Below are 15,464 nucleotides of genomic sequence, written 5' to 3'. Positions count from 1 at the left end.
AGCGGACCGGCGGTGGGTGGCCTTTGGTCCTAAGATAAAATCCACGCCGGAAACGTGCTAGGATGGCCGCCGCGCGGCGCGACTTGTCATGCTTCAAAGCGGTCAGGAACGATTGTCATGCTCAATCCAATCTCCATCATGGCCGACCGGCTCGGCGATCATCTGTCAGAACTCTATCTCCAGTATTTCTCGCATCGCAATCCGGAATATGCGAGCTACATAGGCGGGGCGGCCCGCCTTGTCCTGGAGCGCATCGGCAATTCGAACGCCCTCTATCACAACATCGAGCACACGCTGATGGTTACGCTCGCGGGCCAGCAGATCATCCGCGGCCGGCTGCTTTCGGAATCCCTGACCCCCGATGACTGGCTGCATTATACCTGCGCGCTGCTTGTCCACGACATTGGCATGGTGCACGGCGTGTGCCCGGGCGACACCGAGGATAGCTTCGTCATTAACGAGGCCGGCGACCGCTATACGCCACCGCGCGGCACCTCCGACGCGGTGCTTGCGCCCTATCATATCGAGCGCGCCAAGATCTATGCGCGCCAACGTTTTGCTTCCTCGAAGTTCATCAACGAGGAGCGCATTGTCGAGGCGATCGAGATGACGCGCTTTCCGGTGCCGAACGATCCGGCCTACCAGGTCACCAACACCGAGCCGGCGCTGGTCAGGGCCGCGGACCTGATCGGCCAGCTCGCTGATCCCTTCTACCACCGCAAGCTGCCGGCGCTGTTTGCCGAGTTCTCTGAGATCGGGATGGTGGAAAAGCTCGGCTGCAAGACCGCCGCCGATCTCGGCGCCATCTTCACTGATTTCTTCACGCTGCAGGTCGAGCCCTATATCGGCGACGCGATCCGCTATCTGGAGCTGACGACGGAAGGCAAGCAGTGGATCGCCAACCTCCACAGCAACCTCTTCCAGTCCGGGCATCGCTCGGCCAGGATCGGGCCGTTCCCCGGCGTGTCACAGCCGACCTCGGCGAGCCTTTCGGTGGTAACTTAAGAGCCCGGGATTGTTTCCTCTTTCCGCCAATGCCAAGCGGGCAGAGGTTGCATTCACCAGGCATGCAGCGAACCAGCGATGGACTGGGAGTGGGTCTCGCCGTCGTCTTGAGCGCCGATAGCGTTCCGGCTTCGTCAAGCCCCATCAGCCTGGAATAGCCGACCACGTCGGCGGCCAATACTGCGGTCAGGCGGCGTTCCATTGCTACTCGCAAGCTCCCGCACCGTCTGCCAGCGCGGAAGGCTGTGCAGCAGATCAAAATCCGAGTCTTGCAGAACCCACGCTTTCATTTCGTGGTTGGCGCGCGGCATCACCCTTTCGAGCATGTCGAATACCCGGTCGAAATCACCGAGGAAGCAGTGGAAGCAAGCAAGGTTGTATTGGGTCAGGACATCGTCGGGGTCGATCGCGAAAGCGCGCGCGGCCCACTCCTTCGCCCGATCGAACTCGCCAAGTCCGGCGAGCGCATTGGCGCCGAGGTAGGCAGGCCGGGGATTTTCCGGATTCCTTGCAAACTCGCGCTCGGCTCGTTCAACACCCCTGCGAGCCGTCTCCCCTTGTTCCTCATGCCGTCCCAACGTGCGATAGATCTGAATCAGCAGAAGCATGGATTGGTAATCGTTGGGGTCTATCTCGGCGGCGCGCTCCCAGTGGACGGCGGCCTTTTCGAGCTTTCCCCGCGCATAACAGCTGCGGGCGTAGAAATAGTGGGCTTCGAACAGGTTGGGATTGCCCGCGATCGCCTGCTCGAATTCTCGGTCCGCTTCGTCGTACCGCTGGCCGACCGAGAGGGCCAGTCCGCGCGAGGCATGCGCTTCGGCCAGTCCGCTTTCGATCTCGAGCGCCTTGGCGGCGTTGGCCAGTATGCCGTCGAGCGACACCTCCTCGCTGTAGTCGAGGAACAGAAAGGAGTCGCAATCGGCGCTGCCGGCATAGGCGCGCGCATAGAGCGGGTCGAGCTCGAGCGCCATCGTGAACATCCGTCTGGCGAGCCGGTAGTTCAGCTTTGTGCCGCGGTGGAAAAACTCACGGCCTCTCAGATAGTAGGTGTAAGCCTCGACACTCTCGGTCGGCGACGCCTCGATCGCCTTCTTCTCTTCCGGCAGCAGCCTGACCTTGAGCTGGTCGACGATCGTTTTTGTGATCTCGTCCTGAATCGCGAAGATGTCAGTCAGGTCGCGGTCGTAACGATCGGCCCACAGATGCGTGCCGTCCTTGCCGTCGATCAGCTGCGCGGTGATGCGCACGCGCTGGCCGGCCTTGCGGACGCTGCCTTCAAGCACCGTTGCGACATTGAAGCGCCGGCTGACCTCCTGCACGTCGACGGACTTGCCCTTGTAGGTGAACACCGAATTGCGGGCGATCACCGACAGGCCGGAGATCTTCGACAGGTCGGTGATGATGTCTTCGGTGATGCCGTCGGAGAAATACTCCTGCTCCGGGTCGCCGCTCATGTTGTTGAACGGCAGCACAGCGATCGACGGTTTTTCCTTCGCCGGCGCTGGCTTGGGCGACGCCGCGCCGTTCGTCACGCGCGGCGGCGGAGCGCCGGCGAAGAGGTCAACATTGTAGACTCGAACCGGCCGGTCGATGTTCTTCAGCATCTGCTCGCCGGTGTCCTCGAAGGAGAGATCGAGCCGGTTGCCGACATTATCGCGGACCGAGCCGGACACCGCGACGCCGCCGGGCTTGGCGATGCTTTCGATGCGCGCCGCGATGTTGACGCCGTCGCCATAGATGTCGTTGTCCTCGAAGATGATGTCGCCGAGATGGACGCCGATGCGGAATTCGATGCGGCGCTCCTCCGGCACGTCGACATTGCGCTCGCGCATTCGGCGCTGGATGTCAGCGGCGCACGCCACCGCGTTCACCACGCTGGGGAACTCGACAAGCATCCCGTCGCCGGTGAGCTTGACGATGCGACCCTGGTGTTCGGCGATCTTGCCGTCGGCCATCTCGCGCCGATGCGTCTTGAGCGCCGACAGCGTGCCGGCTTCGTCAAGCCCCATCAGCTTGGAATAGCCGACCACGTCGGCGGCCAAAATTGCGGTCAGGCGGCGTTCCATACTCGGTTGCCCCGCTTGTTTCGGAGGCATACCTTAGCAGTTTCCCCGCGTCGCAAGCAGCTTTTCGCCGACCAGAGGAAGAATACCGGCTATCAGGTCGTTGGAGAGCACGAAACCATCACACCCTCGCGCGCGCATTCCATAGCTGTCGGGCCTCAGAGGTGAGAGAGAGCCCTCGCCTGCGCTGGCATTTCGGCGTTCGTCTGTTGCACTGGCTGACCGTGATCGCACTCGCGGCGCAGATTACTGTTGCCTTCGGACCGATGAACCGGCCGGGGATGGCGATGATGAACTGGCTTCCGCTCCACATGTCGATCGGCGTGACGATCCTTGCCATCATCGTGCTCAGGCTTTGCTGGCGCATCTTCACCCAGCCCCCTGTCAGGCAAACCTCACGGTCCGTGCGGTTTGCGACGACTTTCTTCCACATGTTGCTCTACGTCATGATTCTTGCTGTGCTCACAACGGGATGGCTAGGCTACCGGCCAATGCCTTTCATGCCTCCGGCACGGCTTTTCGGGAGCTTGCCTGTCCCGTTGGCGCCATCCGTCGGCGCGCTGTCGGCTAGGGGTTTCGCGTTCGTCCACGCAAAGCTGGTCTGGATCATGCTTGGATTGGTCGGCGTTCACACCTTGGCAGCGCTTGTGCATTTCGTGCTGCTGCGCGACGGTGTCATGCGCACCATGGTCTTTGGACGGCAGGACATCGCTTCGCGGGATGAGAAAGCACAGTTTGCGGTCGACGATGATGCCGGCAGCTCACGCAACCTCCCATGACCCTCCCACAAATGGACCTGATGTGACCTTTCTGGTCATTTCGCCCATCGCTCGTCAGTTCACCTCGGAGGAGAGCACCGCGCGTTCCTAACCAGGTGTGTTCGCCTTGACGACCTTTTGGCATTCCGGCGTCAGCTCGCTGAAATGCTCCGTCAGACATTGAATGACGCGGCCGCCACCTGGCACCACGCCTTTGCAGAACTTTTCGAAGTTTGCCTGGCAAGCCTCACGTTCGGCCGCTGTCTGCGCCTGAGCCGCAACCACCTGAACGGCTAGGAAAACCACGCTCAAGGCAATTCGCATGACAAATCCCTCCAAAATAGCTAACCTCCAATCAAAATACCGTGAAGTGTTGAGAGGGGTCAAATGCTTTTGGTATCGCGCATTGCGTTGGCCGTAACCTTGCTTACGGTGACGGCGCTGCTTTCAGCATGCAACAAGCAAAATGCCTATGTTCCGCCGCCGCCGCCCAAGGTTGACGTGGCGCTACCGCTCAAGCAGGCGGTAACGCCTTATCTCAACGCGACGGGGAACACGGCCGCCGTCAATTTGACGCCATTGGTTGCCCGGGTAGCGGGCTTCATTCAAGAAATAGACTACAAGGACGGCGACAGCGTCAAAGCGGGCACCCGACTGTTCCTCATCGAGCCTGAACCTTACCAATTGGCACTTGAACAGGCACAGGCAGGACAGACGTCGGCCGACGCCTCGGTCAAACAGTCAAGCGCCGACCTGAAGCGACAGCAGGAGTTGCTCGCGCAGAAGGTGATTTCGGCTTCGACGGCGGACCAGGCCGCCGCTGCCGCTGCGGTCGACGTGGCCAAGCAGCAGCAGAACGCCGTTGACGTCAAGCAAGCCCAGCTCAACCTGAGCTACACCGAAGTCAAGGCGCCATTCGACGGCATCGTCACCGCCCGCCAGGTATCCGTCGGGCAGTTCGTGGCCACTGGCAGCGTTTCCGACCTCGCAACGATCGTCCAGATGGATCCGATATACGTCAATTTCAATGTCAGTGAGCAGGACGTGCAGCGGATCAGGGTCGAAATGGCCAAGCGTGGTCTGACAATGCAGAATCTCAAGAAGATAGCGGTGGATGTCGGACTGCAGACCGAGACCGGATATCCGCACAAGGGAACGCTCGACTATGCGGCGCCTCAGGTATCTTCCTCCACGGGTACGCTTCTGGTTCGCGCCGTTTTGGAAAACAAGGACAATACGCTGCTGCCTGGTTATTTCGTCCGACTGCGCATTCCACTCGGCGAGCAGCCGGACATGCTGCTCGTACCGGATCGTGCGATCAGCAGCGACCAGAGCGGCCGCTACGTGCTCGTCGCCGGAAAGGACGACACAATCGAGCAGCGTAGCGTCGAGATCGGCCAACTGGTCGGCGAGTTGCGCGTCATTACCTCCGGCCTGACAGCGGATGACCGCGTCGTCATATCTGGCATGTTGACGGCCGTGCCCGGCCAGAAGATCGAACCGACGGTGAAGACCCTCGAGGCAACTCCGGCCAACGGCGCTGGCCAATGATCTCCAAGTTCTTCATCGAACGGCCCGTCCTGGCGAACGTCATAGCCGTTCTTATGGTCGTCATTGGCGTCGTCTCGCTCTTTACGTTGCCGGTAGCGCAGTATCCCGATGTGGTTCCACCGACCGTTTCGGTTACCACCCGTTATCCGGGCGCCAGCGCGCGCACGGTCATCGACACCGTAGCCCTGCCGATCGAGCAGCAAGTCAACGGCGTCGAGAACATGCTCTACATGCAGTCCTTCGCCGCCTCCGACGGCAGCTACAACCTGACCGTAACTTTTGCCATCGGTACAGATCTCGACCTTGCCCAGGTGCTTGTTCAGAACCGGGTCTCTGCCGCCATGGCCGGGCTACCCCAACCAGTGCAGGTGCAGGGCGTCAACGTGCAGAAGAAGTCGACCTCCATCCTCGAGATCGTGACGTTGACCTCGCCTGACGGGAAATATGGCAGCCTCTATCTCAGCAACTACGCGACGATCAGCCTTAGAGACGAAATCTCGCGGTTGCCTGGCGTCGGCAATGTCAGCGTATTCGGCGCGGGTCAATATTCCATGCGGGTCTGGCTCGATCCCGAAAAGATGTTGGCGCGCAGCCTGACCACGCAAGATATCGTTCAAGCACTTCAACAGCAGAGCGAACAGGTCACAGCAGGTCAGATCGGCGCCCCGCCGGCGCCCGACAACCAGTCCTTCCAATACTCGATCGAAGTGTCCAGCCGCCTTGACGATCCGGACCAGTTCGGCGCCGTCGTGGTCAAGACGGGCGCCAATGGTGACCTGACGCGTGTTCGCGATGTCGGGCGGGTTGAGCTCGGTGCGCAGACCTACGGACAGTTCTTCAACCTCGACGGCCAGCAGGCCGCCGGCATGGCTATCTTTCTGGCACCCGGCGCGAACGCGCTCGATGTGGCCAAGAGGGTCGCGTCCAGGATGGAGGAACTGGCGCGTGCCTTCCCGCAAGGCATAGTTTACGCGATACCGTTCAACACTACGAATTTCGTCAGCCAGGCGATCAACGAGGTCTACAAGACTTTGTTTGAGGCGGCGGTGCTGGTCTTGATCGTCATCCTCGTCTTCCTGCAGGATTGGCGGGCGATGCTGGTTCCGGCCACGACCGTACCGGTCACCATCATTGGCGCGTTCGCTGCGATGGCGGCGCTCGGCTTCTCGGTCAACCTTTCCACCTTGTTCGCCATCGTGCTCGCCATAGGCATCGTCGTCGATGACGCCATAGTCGTGGTCGAGGGGGCCGCCCACAACATGGAACGCGGCATGTCGAGCCACGATGCCGCCATTGCCGCCATGAAGACACTGTTTGCGCCGATCATCGGTATCACGCTGGTGCTGCTGGCGGTGTTCCTGCCGGCGGCCTTCCTTCCCGGCCTTACGGGCCGGATGTACGCGCAATTCGCGCTCGTGATCGCGGCGACCGCGTTGATCAGCGCGGTCAACGCCGCGACATTGAAGCCAACGCAATGCGCGACATGGCTTAGGCGTCCCGTACCACCGGACCAGCGCAATGTCCTCGCGCGCGGCTTCAATGCGGCCTACCAGCGTGCCGAGAATGCCTACGCCCGGTTGATCGGAATGATGGCGCGTCATAGCGCCGTAACGGGCGTGATCGCACTCATGATCATCGGCGCGGCTGGCTACGGCATGTCGCGCGTAGCCACCGGTTTCATCCCTATCGAAGACCAGGGTTATCTGCTGGCCGCGGTTCAACTGCCTGACGGCGCCTCGCTTGGCCGCACCCAGGAAACGCTGCAGCAGGTTTCAAAGATCGCCAAGGCCACACCTGGCGTGGAGACGGTGGTCACCATCGCCGGGCTTTCGGCCCTCGACAACAATTCAACGCTCGCCAACGCAGGCGTTGCTTACATCATTCTCAAGGACTGGGGTCTACGCGGCAAGAGCGAGGACCTCGCTTCGCTCTACGCCGCTCTCAACAAGAATCTGTCGGCCATGGCCGACGGGCTTGTTCTGGTGCTTCCCCCGCCACCCATCCAGGGCATCGGCAACGCCGCCGGCTTCACACTGCAGATCGAACTCCGCGATGGCAGTTTCGACCTCTCGAAGCTCCAAAGCACCGTCAGGGCGGTGGTAAGCAAGGCTGAGACGCAATCGGGCATCCAACGGGTCTCGTCATCGTTCCGCGCCAACGTCCCGCAGTACAAGGCCGAGATCGACCGCGACAAGGTGCAGGCCCTCGGCCTGACCACGGACCAGGTGTTCCAGACGCTCGCCGGTTATCTCGGCTCGAGCTACGTCAGCCAGTTCAACAAGTTCGGGCGTGTCTTCCAGATCTATGTGCAGGCTGACGCCCAGTTCCGGTTGACGCCGGAGGAAATCGGCCGCCTTACCGTCCGCAACAATAACGGAGACATGATCCCACTCGGAACCGTGTTGACGATTGAACCCAGCGTCGGTCCATCGCTGATCAGCCTGTACAATCTCTACCCCGCCGCGTCGATCGTGGGCGTGCCCGCCGCGGGCTTTTCGTCAGGTGATTCGATCAAGCTGATGGAGGAGATCGTAGCGGATAGCCTTCCGCCCGGTACTGGCTTCGATTGGACTGCCCTGTCTTTCCAGGAGAAGCTTGTTGCCAATCAGATTTACCTGGTGTTCGGAATGGCGCTGTTGCTTGTCTACCTGGTCCTTGCCGGCCAATACGAGAGCTGGCTCGCTCCGATCTCAATCCTGCTAGCCGCGCCGCTGTCTCTGGTGGGGCCAGTCCTGGTACTCAATGGCCTTGGCATCGACAACAATCTCTATGTCCAGATCGGCCTTATCTTGCTCATCGCGCTGTCAGCCAAGAATGCGATTCTGATCGTCGAGGTCGCACGCGAATTGCGTGCCGCCGGCGCACCTATCGTCGAATCGGCGATCGATGCCGCACGTGCCCGCTTCCGGCCCATTCTAATGACATCGTTTGCCTTCATCCTCGGCGTGGCGCCGCTGGTATTTGCAACCGGCGCCGGTGCCAGCGCGCGGAAGTCGATCGGTATCACGGTCTTTTCAGGCATGCTCGCTTCGACCTGCCTGGCAATTCTTTTCGTGCCATCCTTTTTCGTCATCCTGCAACGATTGGAGGAACTGCGCTCCAGACGCCAGAAGAAGAACGAGGCTACTCCAACGCTCCTCTAGTGGCGGTACAATCAAAGCCAGGTGGCGCGCCGGCATGCCTAGGCGTCAACCACCAACGGCCCACGCGAACCGGCAGCCTCAGCCGACCCTGACGACAAAATGCTTGGTCACCGGCTCGATGATCTTCCACGTTCCCTTGAAATCGGCTTCCACCACGAAGGCATCGCCGGGACCGACCTCGACCGGTGCGCCGCCGTCGGGGGTGATGATGATGCGGCCGGCGATCATGTGCACGAACTCGTAGTCGGAGTAGGTCGCATGATAGGTGCCGGGCGTCGCCTGCCACGTGCCCGACAGCACCTTGCCGTCTTCGGTCGTGTGCTGGACGGCGGTTTTCATGGTCGGCTTGCCTTCGACCACGACCCAGCCGGCCAGATCGCCGGCTTCCGCGTTTTCGACGGCGCCGAATTTGAGGATCGTCTTGTCGGTCATATCTGTGGCTCCGTTTGATTGGTCGTTCAGGCGTCAGGTGTCTGGACGGTCAGATAGCCGATGGCCCTGGTCCGGGCAACCGGCGCGGGCTCATGGCGAGCCTTGCGCCGCGTGAGCCTCAAGCATGCGCCGCGCGCTTTCCTCGTCGGTGATCAGGATCGTCGGCGCGATCAGGGTCATGGCGCCGAGCAGCGCCTCGGTCTTCTCCGCACCGCCGGAGGTGAGGATGCGGATCGGCGCCTTGCGCAGACGGTCGACATCCACCGACATCACGTGGCTGTTGACGGGATGGTCGACCAGATCGCCATTGCGGTCGAAGAAATGGAACAGAAGGTCGCCAACGGCGCCACGCGCAAGCAGGGCCTCCCGATCCGCTTCCTTGAGAAAGCCGCCGCGAGAGAAGGTGGTGGCCGAGGCGATGCCGCCGACGCTCAGCAGAACGGCATCCAGCACGTTGGCCATTTCAAAAACCTCCTGCAGGCCGCAGCGCTCGACCAGCGCGATCTTGGTCTCGACGCTGTCGACGACGGCCGGCGTCGGGATCAGATAGCCGTCGCCCTGGAAGATTTGGGCGAAGCGCCAGGCGAACTCGGCCGGGTTGAATCGACGCACGACGCCGACACCGCCGAGCAGCGAAATGACCTTGAAGTCGCTGAGCGACTTGGCGCTGATGAAGGGCAGGCTCGAAAACAGCGTCCGACCCCAGCCGACGCCGACGCGCATGCCGGATTTCATCGTGTCGGACAGGAAACTGCCGGTCTTGGCACTGATTGCCGGTACCGGATCGGCGTCTGGCGTGGAAAGCGGCGCCACCAGCGCCTGCTGCAGCCCGAAGGTCTTTTCAAGCGCGCGCTCCAGCCGCACGATCTCCGACAATTCGCTTTCGATGCTGATCTTCACCTCGTTGCGTGAACGGGCATCCGCCAGCATGCGCACGATGGTCACGCGGCCAACGCCGAGCACGTCGGCGATCTCGTTCTGCGTCATCTGCTCTACGAAATACATCCAGGCGGCGCGAATCCTGAGGCGATCCGTCCGGCTTTCGCTCGCGACCTGCTCGGGCGTCTCGCTTCTACCGCGACTGTTTTCGGTTTCGCCCTGTCGTCGCCTGCCCAATCTATCCCTCCCCCGCGGCGATGGACGAGCGCGCTGTCGCCGATTCTGCCTGCTGGTCTAATATCCCCTATTGATCTACCAATCGATAGGAACAATGTAGAGGTGGTGGCCGGAGCCCTGTTGGCGGCCACCCGCACGAATTTCGAGGCGATCGCCATGCTGCGACAAATCTCCGAAGACGTCCGCGTCAATCTGAAGGACCGGTTGCGGGAAGTCCGCGATGTGATCCGCCAGAGCCGCCATGACGGCACTGGCGACGCCAGTGTCTTGCGCGAAGCCACCAGCCATCTGCCGCCGTTTCCCGGCAAAGGCATCGAAGAGCTGCTCAGCCATGCCGCGAGCGCCGTCGACGAAGCGCTGTCGATCGCCGAATCCTTTGTTCCGCGTGAACGCCCGATAAAGGTCGACGGTACGACCGTAAAAGGCCTTGGGACCTATTTCCCGGCCGGGAACCAAGAGCGGCAGTTGAGCGCGGAGCGCCTGTTCCGGCGCGACATGTACTATCTGACCAAGGCGGTGCTTGCAGGCCTGAAGATCGAAAACGCCCGCATCCACGAAGCCGATTTCGCCGCGGTCCATGCCACGATGCGCAAACGGCATGGCGATCTGCTGGCGGCCTTGACCGCGCCGGGTGCTGGACTGGAGGCGATCGCGGCCACCTGTTCGGCGCTGCTGGTCGAGTGTCTCGCCCAGCGTCCCGTCCGCTTTGCCGAAACGGCGCCGGAAACGCCGGCGATTGGCGACCGGGCGCTCGACATCAACTGCCTGGCGCCGCTCGTTCTGGCCTGCGGCCTGGCAACCACCGGCAGGGACGGGTTGCCGGAGCCGGATATGCTGGAGATTGCGATCCTGGCAGCCGATATTCGTCATGATCGCATTGTTCAGGCCTGCGCCAAGGCGAACGCCCTCGATGAACTGACACCTGTCTTCGCCACCTTGCTTGCCCACTTGCCGTAAACCCGCTCGAGCAATTCCAGGAAAGCGAATTTCCTTCCGGAGCTGCGCAAAACAAAACAAAGCGGCAGCGGAGATCTATTCCCCAGCCGCCAGGGCCATGATCGTCTTCTTGGCGCGCTGGATCGAGGCCGGGCTCATGCTGAGCTCGGTCAACCCCATCTTCACGAACGTCGCAATGAGATCGGGCCGGCCGGCCGCCTCGCCGCACATGCCGACCATGATGCCGGCGGCGACGCCGGCTTTCGCCGTCAGCTCGATCGCCATCATGACGGCCGGATTGGTGACGTCGTTGAGCTTCGCCACCGTCGGGTTGAGCCGGTCGGCGGCCATGATGTACTGGGTCAGGTCGTTGGTGCCGATCGAGAAGAACGCCACCTCTTTTGCCAAAGCCGGGGCGATCAGCACGGCGGCCGGGGTTTCGATCATCACCCCGAGGTCGAACGGCGCATGCGGCACGCCCTCGGCTTTCAGCTCGGCCGCGCATTCCGCGACCAGAACCCGCGTCTGCCTCACTTCGCCGATGTCGGCCACCATCGGCAGCATGACCTTGATGTTGCCATGCACGGCCGCCCGCAGCAGCGCCCTGAGCTGGCGCTTGAAGATGTTGGGCCGGTCGAGGCACATGCGAATGCCGCGCCAGCCGAGAAAGGGGTTTTCCTCGTCGGGGAATTCGATGCCGGCGATCGGCTTGTCGCCGCCGATGTCGAGCGTGCGCACGATGACCGGGTACGGCGCAAATGCCTTGGCCAGCGCCGCATAGGTTTCGGCCTGCATGTCTTCGGAGGGAAGGTGCATATGGCGCATGAACAGAAGCTCGGTTCGGAACAGGCCGACGCCCATCGCACCAGCCTCCTGCGCTGCCTCGATTTCCTCCAGCGAGCCGATATTGGCGGCAACTTCGATCACGGTGCCATCGGCGAGCTTCGGCGTCACGTTCTTGAAGACGGTCAGCCCGGCGCGCTCCTTTGCCGCCGCTTCGACACGGCCGGCGAATTCGGCGCGGGTCGCCGCATCGGGGTCGATGATCACGCGGCCGCTGTTGCCATCGAGCGCCACTTCGCGCGCCGTGCGCAGAGCATTGATCTGGTCGCCGAGGCCGAGCACCGCCGGAATGCCGTGCGAGCGGGCGATGATGGCGATGTGCGAGGTGGCGCCGCCATGGCCGCACACCACCCCGCCAATGCGCTTCAGCGGCGCGCGCGCCAGGTCCCAGGCGCCGATGTCGTCGGCGATGAGGACAGCGCCTTCAGGGATGGTTTCGAGGCTGACGTCGTCCTGCCCAAGCAACACCAGGCAGATTTGCCGCCCGACCGCATGGACGTCGTCCGCCCGCGCGTTGAGATAGTGATCGTCGACCGCGCTGAAATCGGCGGCGATGGTGGAGGCGGCGGTGATGACGGCCGAAACCGCGTCGTTGCCACCCTTGATCAGGCCCTCGGCCTCCCCGGTCAGGCTGTCGTCGGCGGCGATGTCCCTGAGCGCGGCGATGATGCCGCGGTCTCCGGCCGATAGAGTGTCCTGCGCCAATGCCCGGTTCATGCGCGCCTGGACGGCGCTGACGGCGGCGCGGAACCTGCCGATCTCGCCGGCGATCTCCTCGGCCTGCAACATCCGGCCTTGTCCGGCGATATCGGGCGGGAAATGCGCGAAGGCCGGCCCGATGGCGACGCCCTCGCTTGCGGCAACACCACGCAAGCCGTTTGCTCCACCAGATGCCGCGGGTTCGGGCGCCGGCGCAGCCGCCCCGTCCTGCCCGGCATCATTCGCCGGGCTCTGCGTCTCGGCGGCTTCATCATCGAGGCCGGCCTTTGGGTTTTCGAGATAGCCGATCAGGGCCTCGATGGCCTCGATGGCGTCGGCGCCGTTCGCCCGCACGGTGACTTCCTGGTTTTCCTTGACCGCCAGCAGCATCAGTTTGACCGAACTCTTGGCGCTGACCGCCTTGCCGTCCTTGACCAGTTCGACATCGGACTCGAAGCCCTTGGCGAGCTTGACGAACCGCGTCGCGGGACGGGCGTGCAGACCTTCATGCACTCTGACGATGGTCGAGCGTTCCATGGCAAATACTCTGGTTTTGAGCGCCGCTCCCAACATAGGCCGCGGCGCGAATGCTGTCAGGCGGCGATGGTGATGATCGCGCCGGTCTTGAGCGCAGCCACGAGCGCTTGCCCATCGACTTGCGAGGCGCAGATCTCGCCCGGCCTCTCGGCCTCGGTGGCGCCGTTGAACGAGATGACGACATGGCCCATTTCCAGCACCTTGCTCCAGGCGCTGGACCCGACCGCGGTTATGGTCGCGGCAACGGGACCAAGCGTGATCGACGCGCCCTTCTGAGGCGCGCCGTCGCTGGGTCCGTGCTCCGTCTTGTGGAGCACGGAAACCTCGGCAAGCTCCGGCGGCGAGCCATCGGCAAACAGGATGACCACGCCCCCTTCGGCAAGGTCCGCCACTTCGGGTCCGATGGCAGTGACCCGTGTTCTCAACAGAACCGTCATGTGGCGAACCTCATTTGCTATTTTCCCTGCGAGCAGTTCAGCGTTTCACGGAAACGGCGAACCGCTCTATCTCTTTGTTTTGACGCAATTCCGGATGGAAAACCGTTTCACACTTTTCCCGGAATTGCTTCAGAACACGATCAGGCTGACGATCCAGGCGATCAGCACCGAGACCGGACCCATGATCTGGCGGCTGATGAGCACCGCCGGAACACCGATCTCGATCGTCTTCGGCTTGGCCTCACCGAGCGCCAGTCCGACAGGAACGAAGTCGCAGCCCACCTGGGTATTGTAGGCAAACAGCGCCGGCAGTGCCATTGCCGGCGAGATCGTGCCGTTGGCGATCTGCGGACCGATGATGGCCACGCCGATGACCTGCGCGATGACCGCGCCTGGCCCGAGGATGGGCGACAGGAACGGCAGGCCGCAGATCGCCGAGATGATCAGCAGGCCGACGATGTTGTTGGCCAGTGGACCCATCGGCTGCGCCAGCACGTCACCGATGCCGGTGTACAGGATCAGACCGATGAGCATGGTCACGAAGGCCATGAACGGCAGCACGTTGCGGACGACCTGGTCGATCGTGCGGCGGCCGGCATTGAAGAAGATGCCGACGACACGGCCCATGACGCGGCCGATCGAGCTGATCAGGCCGATCACACCGCCTTCGCTTGGCAGCGGCTGCGGCGCCGCGGCCGCGTTGTTGTTGCTTGAGCTCATCGATGCTGCTCCCCCGGCAGTGGTGACCGCTTCGGATCCGTCCGCCATTGTGACGTTGGCCGGCTTCACGCCCGAAACGTAGATGTCCTCGGTGATGAACTGGGCAAGCGGCCCAGACTGGCCGACCGGCGTCAGATTGACGGTCGGGATGCGCTTGCGCGGATAGACGCCGCATCGTGCGGTGCCACCGCAATCGACGACGACAACCGCCATCTCACTTTCGATCGGCGGCGCCTTGAAACCGTCGACGGCTTCGGCGCCGGTCATGTCGGCAATGAGCTGCGCCACCGGATGAATGCCGCCACCGGTGACGGAAACAACCTTGCTGCGCTGTTCGGTCGGTTCGATCACGAGCGGACCGCCCCAACCGGTTTTGCCCCGGGAGATGTGTACGGCTTTGTATGTCTTGGCCATGATGTCCTCCCCGCCCTTACAGCTCGACGCCCTGGCGGCGTGCCATGATGGCGGTGATGCGTTCGGTCAGCATGCCCTTGAGCAGGATGACGACGAGGCCGACGATGGCGTACCAGATCGCCACCTTGACGTGGTAGCCGGCGACGACGGCGCCCTTCTTTTCCAGCTCCAGCAAAGCGACGAGAATGCCGCCCCAGACGAAATATTCGCCGGGATTGATGTGCGGGAACAGGCCGAGTGGTGGGTGCACGTAGGACACGGCCGCGTCATAAAAGGCCGGCTTGTGCTTTTCTTCCAGGAACGATCCGAACGTATAGGCCATCGGATTGGTGAGGAAGAACACCGCCAGCAGCGGCAGCAGCGTATAGCGGGTCAGCGCGATCCGGCCGGCGCCGCGCGCCAGACCATGCACGCGCTCTTCGCCGACCAGCTCGGTGACGGCGTAGAAGGCTGTCATCAGCACGACCAGCGTCGGAATGATGCCGGTGACGAAGCCGGCGAAGACCTCGCCACCCTTCTGGAAGATACCGATAAAATATTTGCCGATGGCGGTCAGCCAGCCGAGTTGCTCTTCCTGCTGGACTTCCTTCAGCTTTTCCTTGAACTGATCGACGGTGATCGGTCCGCTGTCCGCCTGTGCGAGGACAACGAGATGGTCGGAAGCATGCTCGACGGCGAGCTTGCCATGCAATGCAGCATCCGAGACCATGGCACCTGCGACATGCAGATTGTGCACGGCCATGTCGGCATGCTGCGCCAACAACGAAAATACAGACATTTCTCCTCCTTATGCCGCCCGCCGGTTGATCC

The 15,464-nt window shown here is 62.4% G+C and carries 13 protein-coding genes; 5 read left to right on the top strand and 8 right to left on the bottom strand.

Annotated features, from left to right (window positions below; all coding sequences use genetic code 11):
• Positions 1 to 117 precede the first annotated feature (117 nt).
• Entirely contained in the window at positions 118 to 1,005 is an 888-nt protein-coding gene (locus tag ACFSOZ_RS33790; RefSeq protein ID WP_379105378.1) for a metal-dependent phosphohydrolase, read from the top strand.
• A gap of 134 nt (positions 1,006 to 1,139) precedes the next feature.
• Here the strand turns inward: ACFSOZ_RS33790 and ACFSOZ_RS33785 are convergent, their stop codons facing one another.
• A complete protein-coding gene (locus ACFSOZ_RS33785; protein ID WP_379105376.1) occupies positions 1,140 to 3,071 on the bottom strand; it encodes a tetratricopeptide repeat protein in 1,932 nt (643 codons plus the stop codon).
• A 161-nt stretch (positions 3,072 to 3,232) separates the two neighbouring features.
• Between ACFSOZ_RS33785 and ACFSOZ_RS33780 the strand changes: the two genes are divergently transcribed.
• Entirely contained in the window at positions 3,233 to 3,847 is a 615-nt protein-coding gene (locus tag ACFSOZ_RS33780; RefSeq protein ID WP_379105374.1) for a cytochrome b, read from the top strand.
• Positions 3,848 to 3,934: 87 nt separating this feature from the next.
• Here the strand turns inward: ACFSOZ_RS33780 and ACFSOZ_RS33775 are convergent, their stop codons facing one another.
• On the bottom strand, positions 3,935 to 4,165 hold the full coding sequence (locus ACFSOZ_RS33775) for a cysteine rich repeat-containing protein (protein ID WP_379105372.1): 231 nt from the start codon (positions 4,163 to 4,165) through the stop codon (positions 3,935 to 3,937).
• A gap of 48 nt (positions 4,166 to 4,213) precedes the next feature.
• Between ACFSOZ_RS33775 and ACFSOZ_RS33770 the strand changes: the two genes are divergently transcribed.
• Together ACFSOZ_RS33770 and ACFSOZ_RS33765 are read left to right on the top strand one after the other, a co-directional pair.
• Positions 4,214 to 5,377, top strand: a complete 1,164-nt coding sequence (locus tag ACFSOZ_RS33770) for an efflux RND transporter periplasmic adaptor subunit (RefSeq protein WP_379105370.1) — start codon at positions 4,214 to 4,216, stop codon at positions 5,375 to 5,377.
• A complete protein-coding gene (locus tag ACFSOZ_RS33765) occupies positions 5,374 to 8,520 on the top strand; it encodes an efflux RND transporter permease subunit (protein ID WP_379105368.1) in 3,147 nt (1,048 codons plus the stop codon). Before ACFSOZ_RS33770 ends, ACFSOZ_RS33765 begins: the two co-directional genes overlap by 4 nt.
• 78 nt (positions 8,521 to 8,598) lie before the next feature.
• Here ACFSOZ_RS33765 and ACFSOZ_RS33760 read toward each other — a convergent pair whose 3' ends face one another.
• Together ACFSOZ_RS33760 and ACFSOZ_RS33755 are read right to left on the bottom strand one after the other, a co-directional pair.
• The gene (locus ACFSOZ_RS33760) at positions 8,599 to 8,952 is read right to left on the bottom strand and encodes a cupin domain-containing protein (RefSeq protein WP_379105366.1); all 354 of its coding nucleotides are present in this window, start codon (positions 8,950 to 8,952) and stop codon (positions 8,599 to 8,601) included.
• Positions 8,953 to 9,042: 90 nt separating this feature from the next.
• Entirely contained in the window at positions 9,043 to 10,068 is a 1,026-nt protein-coding gene (locus ACFSOZ_RS33755; protein WP_379105364.1) for a sugar-binding transcriptional regulator, read from the bottom strand.
• 120 nt (positions 10,069 to 10,188) lie between these two features.
• On the opposite strand from ACFSOZ_RS33755, the gene ACFSOZ_RS33750 reads away from it, so the two are divergent.
• Complete coding sequence (locus ACFSOZ_RS33750; protein WP_379105362.1) at positions 10,189 to 11,025, top strand: hypothetical protein; 837 nt, start codon at positions 10,189 to 10,191, stop codon at positions 11,023 to 11,025.
• Positions 11,026 to 11,100: 75 nt separating this feature from the next.
• On the opposite strand, the gene ptsP is transcribed toward ACFSOZ_RS33750, so the two are convergent.
• From ptsP to srlA, 4 genes are all read right to left on the bottom strand, one after another.
• Positions 11,101 to 13,083, bottom strand: a complete 1,983-nt coding sequence (ptsP, locus tag ACFSOZ_RS33745; RefSeq protein WP_379105361.1) for a phosphoenolpyruvate--protein phosphotransferase — start codon at positions 13,081 to 13,083, stop codon at positions 11,101 to 11,103.
• A gap of 56 nt (positions 13,084 to 13,139) precedes the next feature.
• Positions 13,140 to 13,520, bottom strand: coding sequence for a PTS glucitol/sorbitol transporter subunit IIA (locus ACFSOZ_RS33740; RefSeq protein WP_379105359.1), 381 nt, complete (start codon positions 13,518 to 13,520; stop codon positions 13,140 to 13,142).
• Between the two features lie 129 nt (positions 13,521 to 13,649).
• A complete protein-coding gene (srlE, locus tag ACFSOZ_RS33735) occupies positions 13,650 to 14,654 on the bottom strand; it encodes a PTS glucitol/sorbitol transporter subunit IIB (RefSeq protein ID WP_379105357.1) in 1,005 nt (334 codons plus the stop codon).
• A gap of 16 nt (positions 14,655 to 14,670) precedes the next feature.
• Entirely contained in the window at positions 14,671 to 15,432 is a 762-nt protein-coding gene (gene srlA, locus ACFSOZ_RS33730) for a PTS glucitol/sorbitol transporter subunit IIC (protein WP_013892733.1), read from the bottom strand.
• Positions 15,433 to 15,464: the final 32 nt, after the last annotated feature.

The organism is Mesorhizobium newzealandense, assembly GCF_042682145.1.
GTDB classification, from domain to species: Bacteria; Pseudomonadota; Alphaproteobacteria; order Rhizobiales; family Rhizobiaceae; genus Mesorhizobium; species Mesorhizobium newzealandense.
The sequence above is the reverse complement of the archived record's forward strand: the minus strand, read 5'-3'. Positions and strand labels throughout refer to the sequence as shown.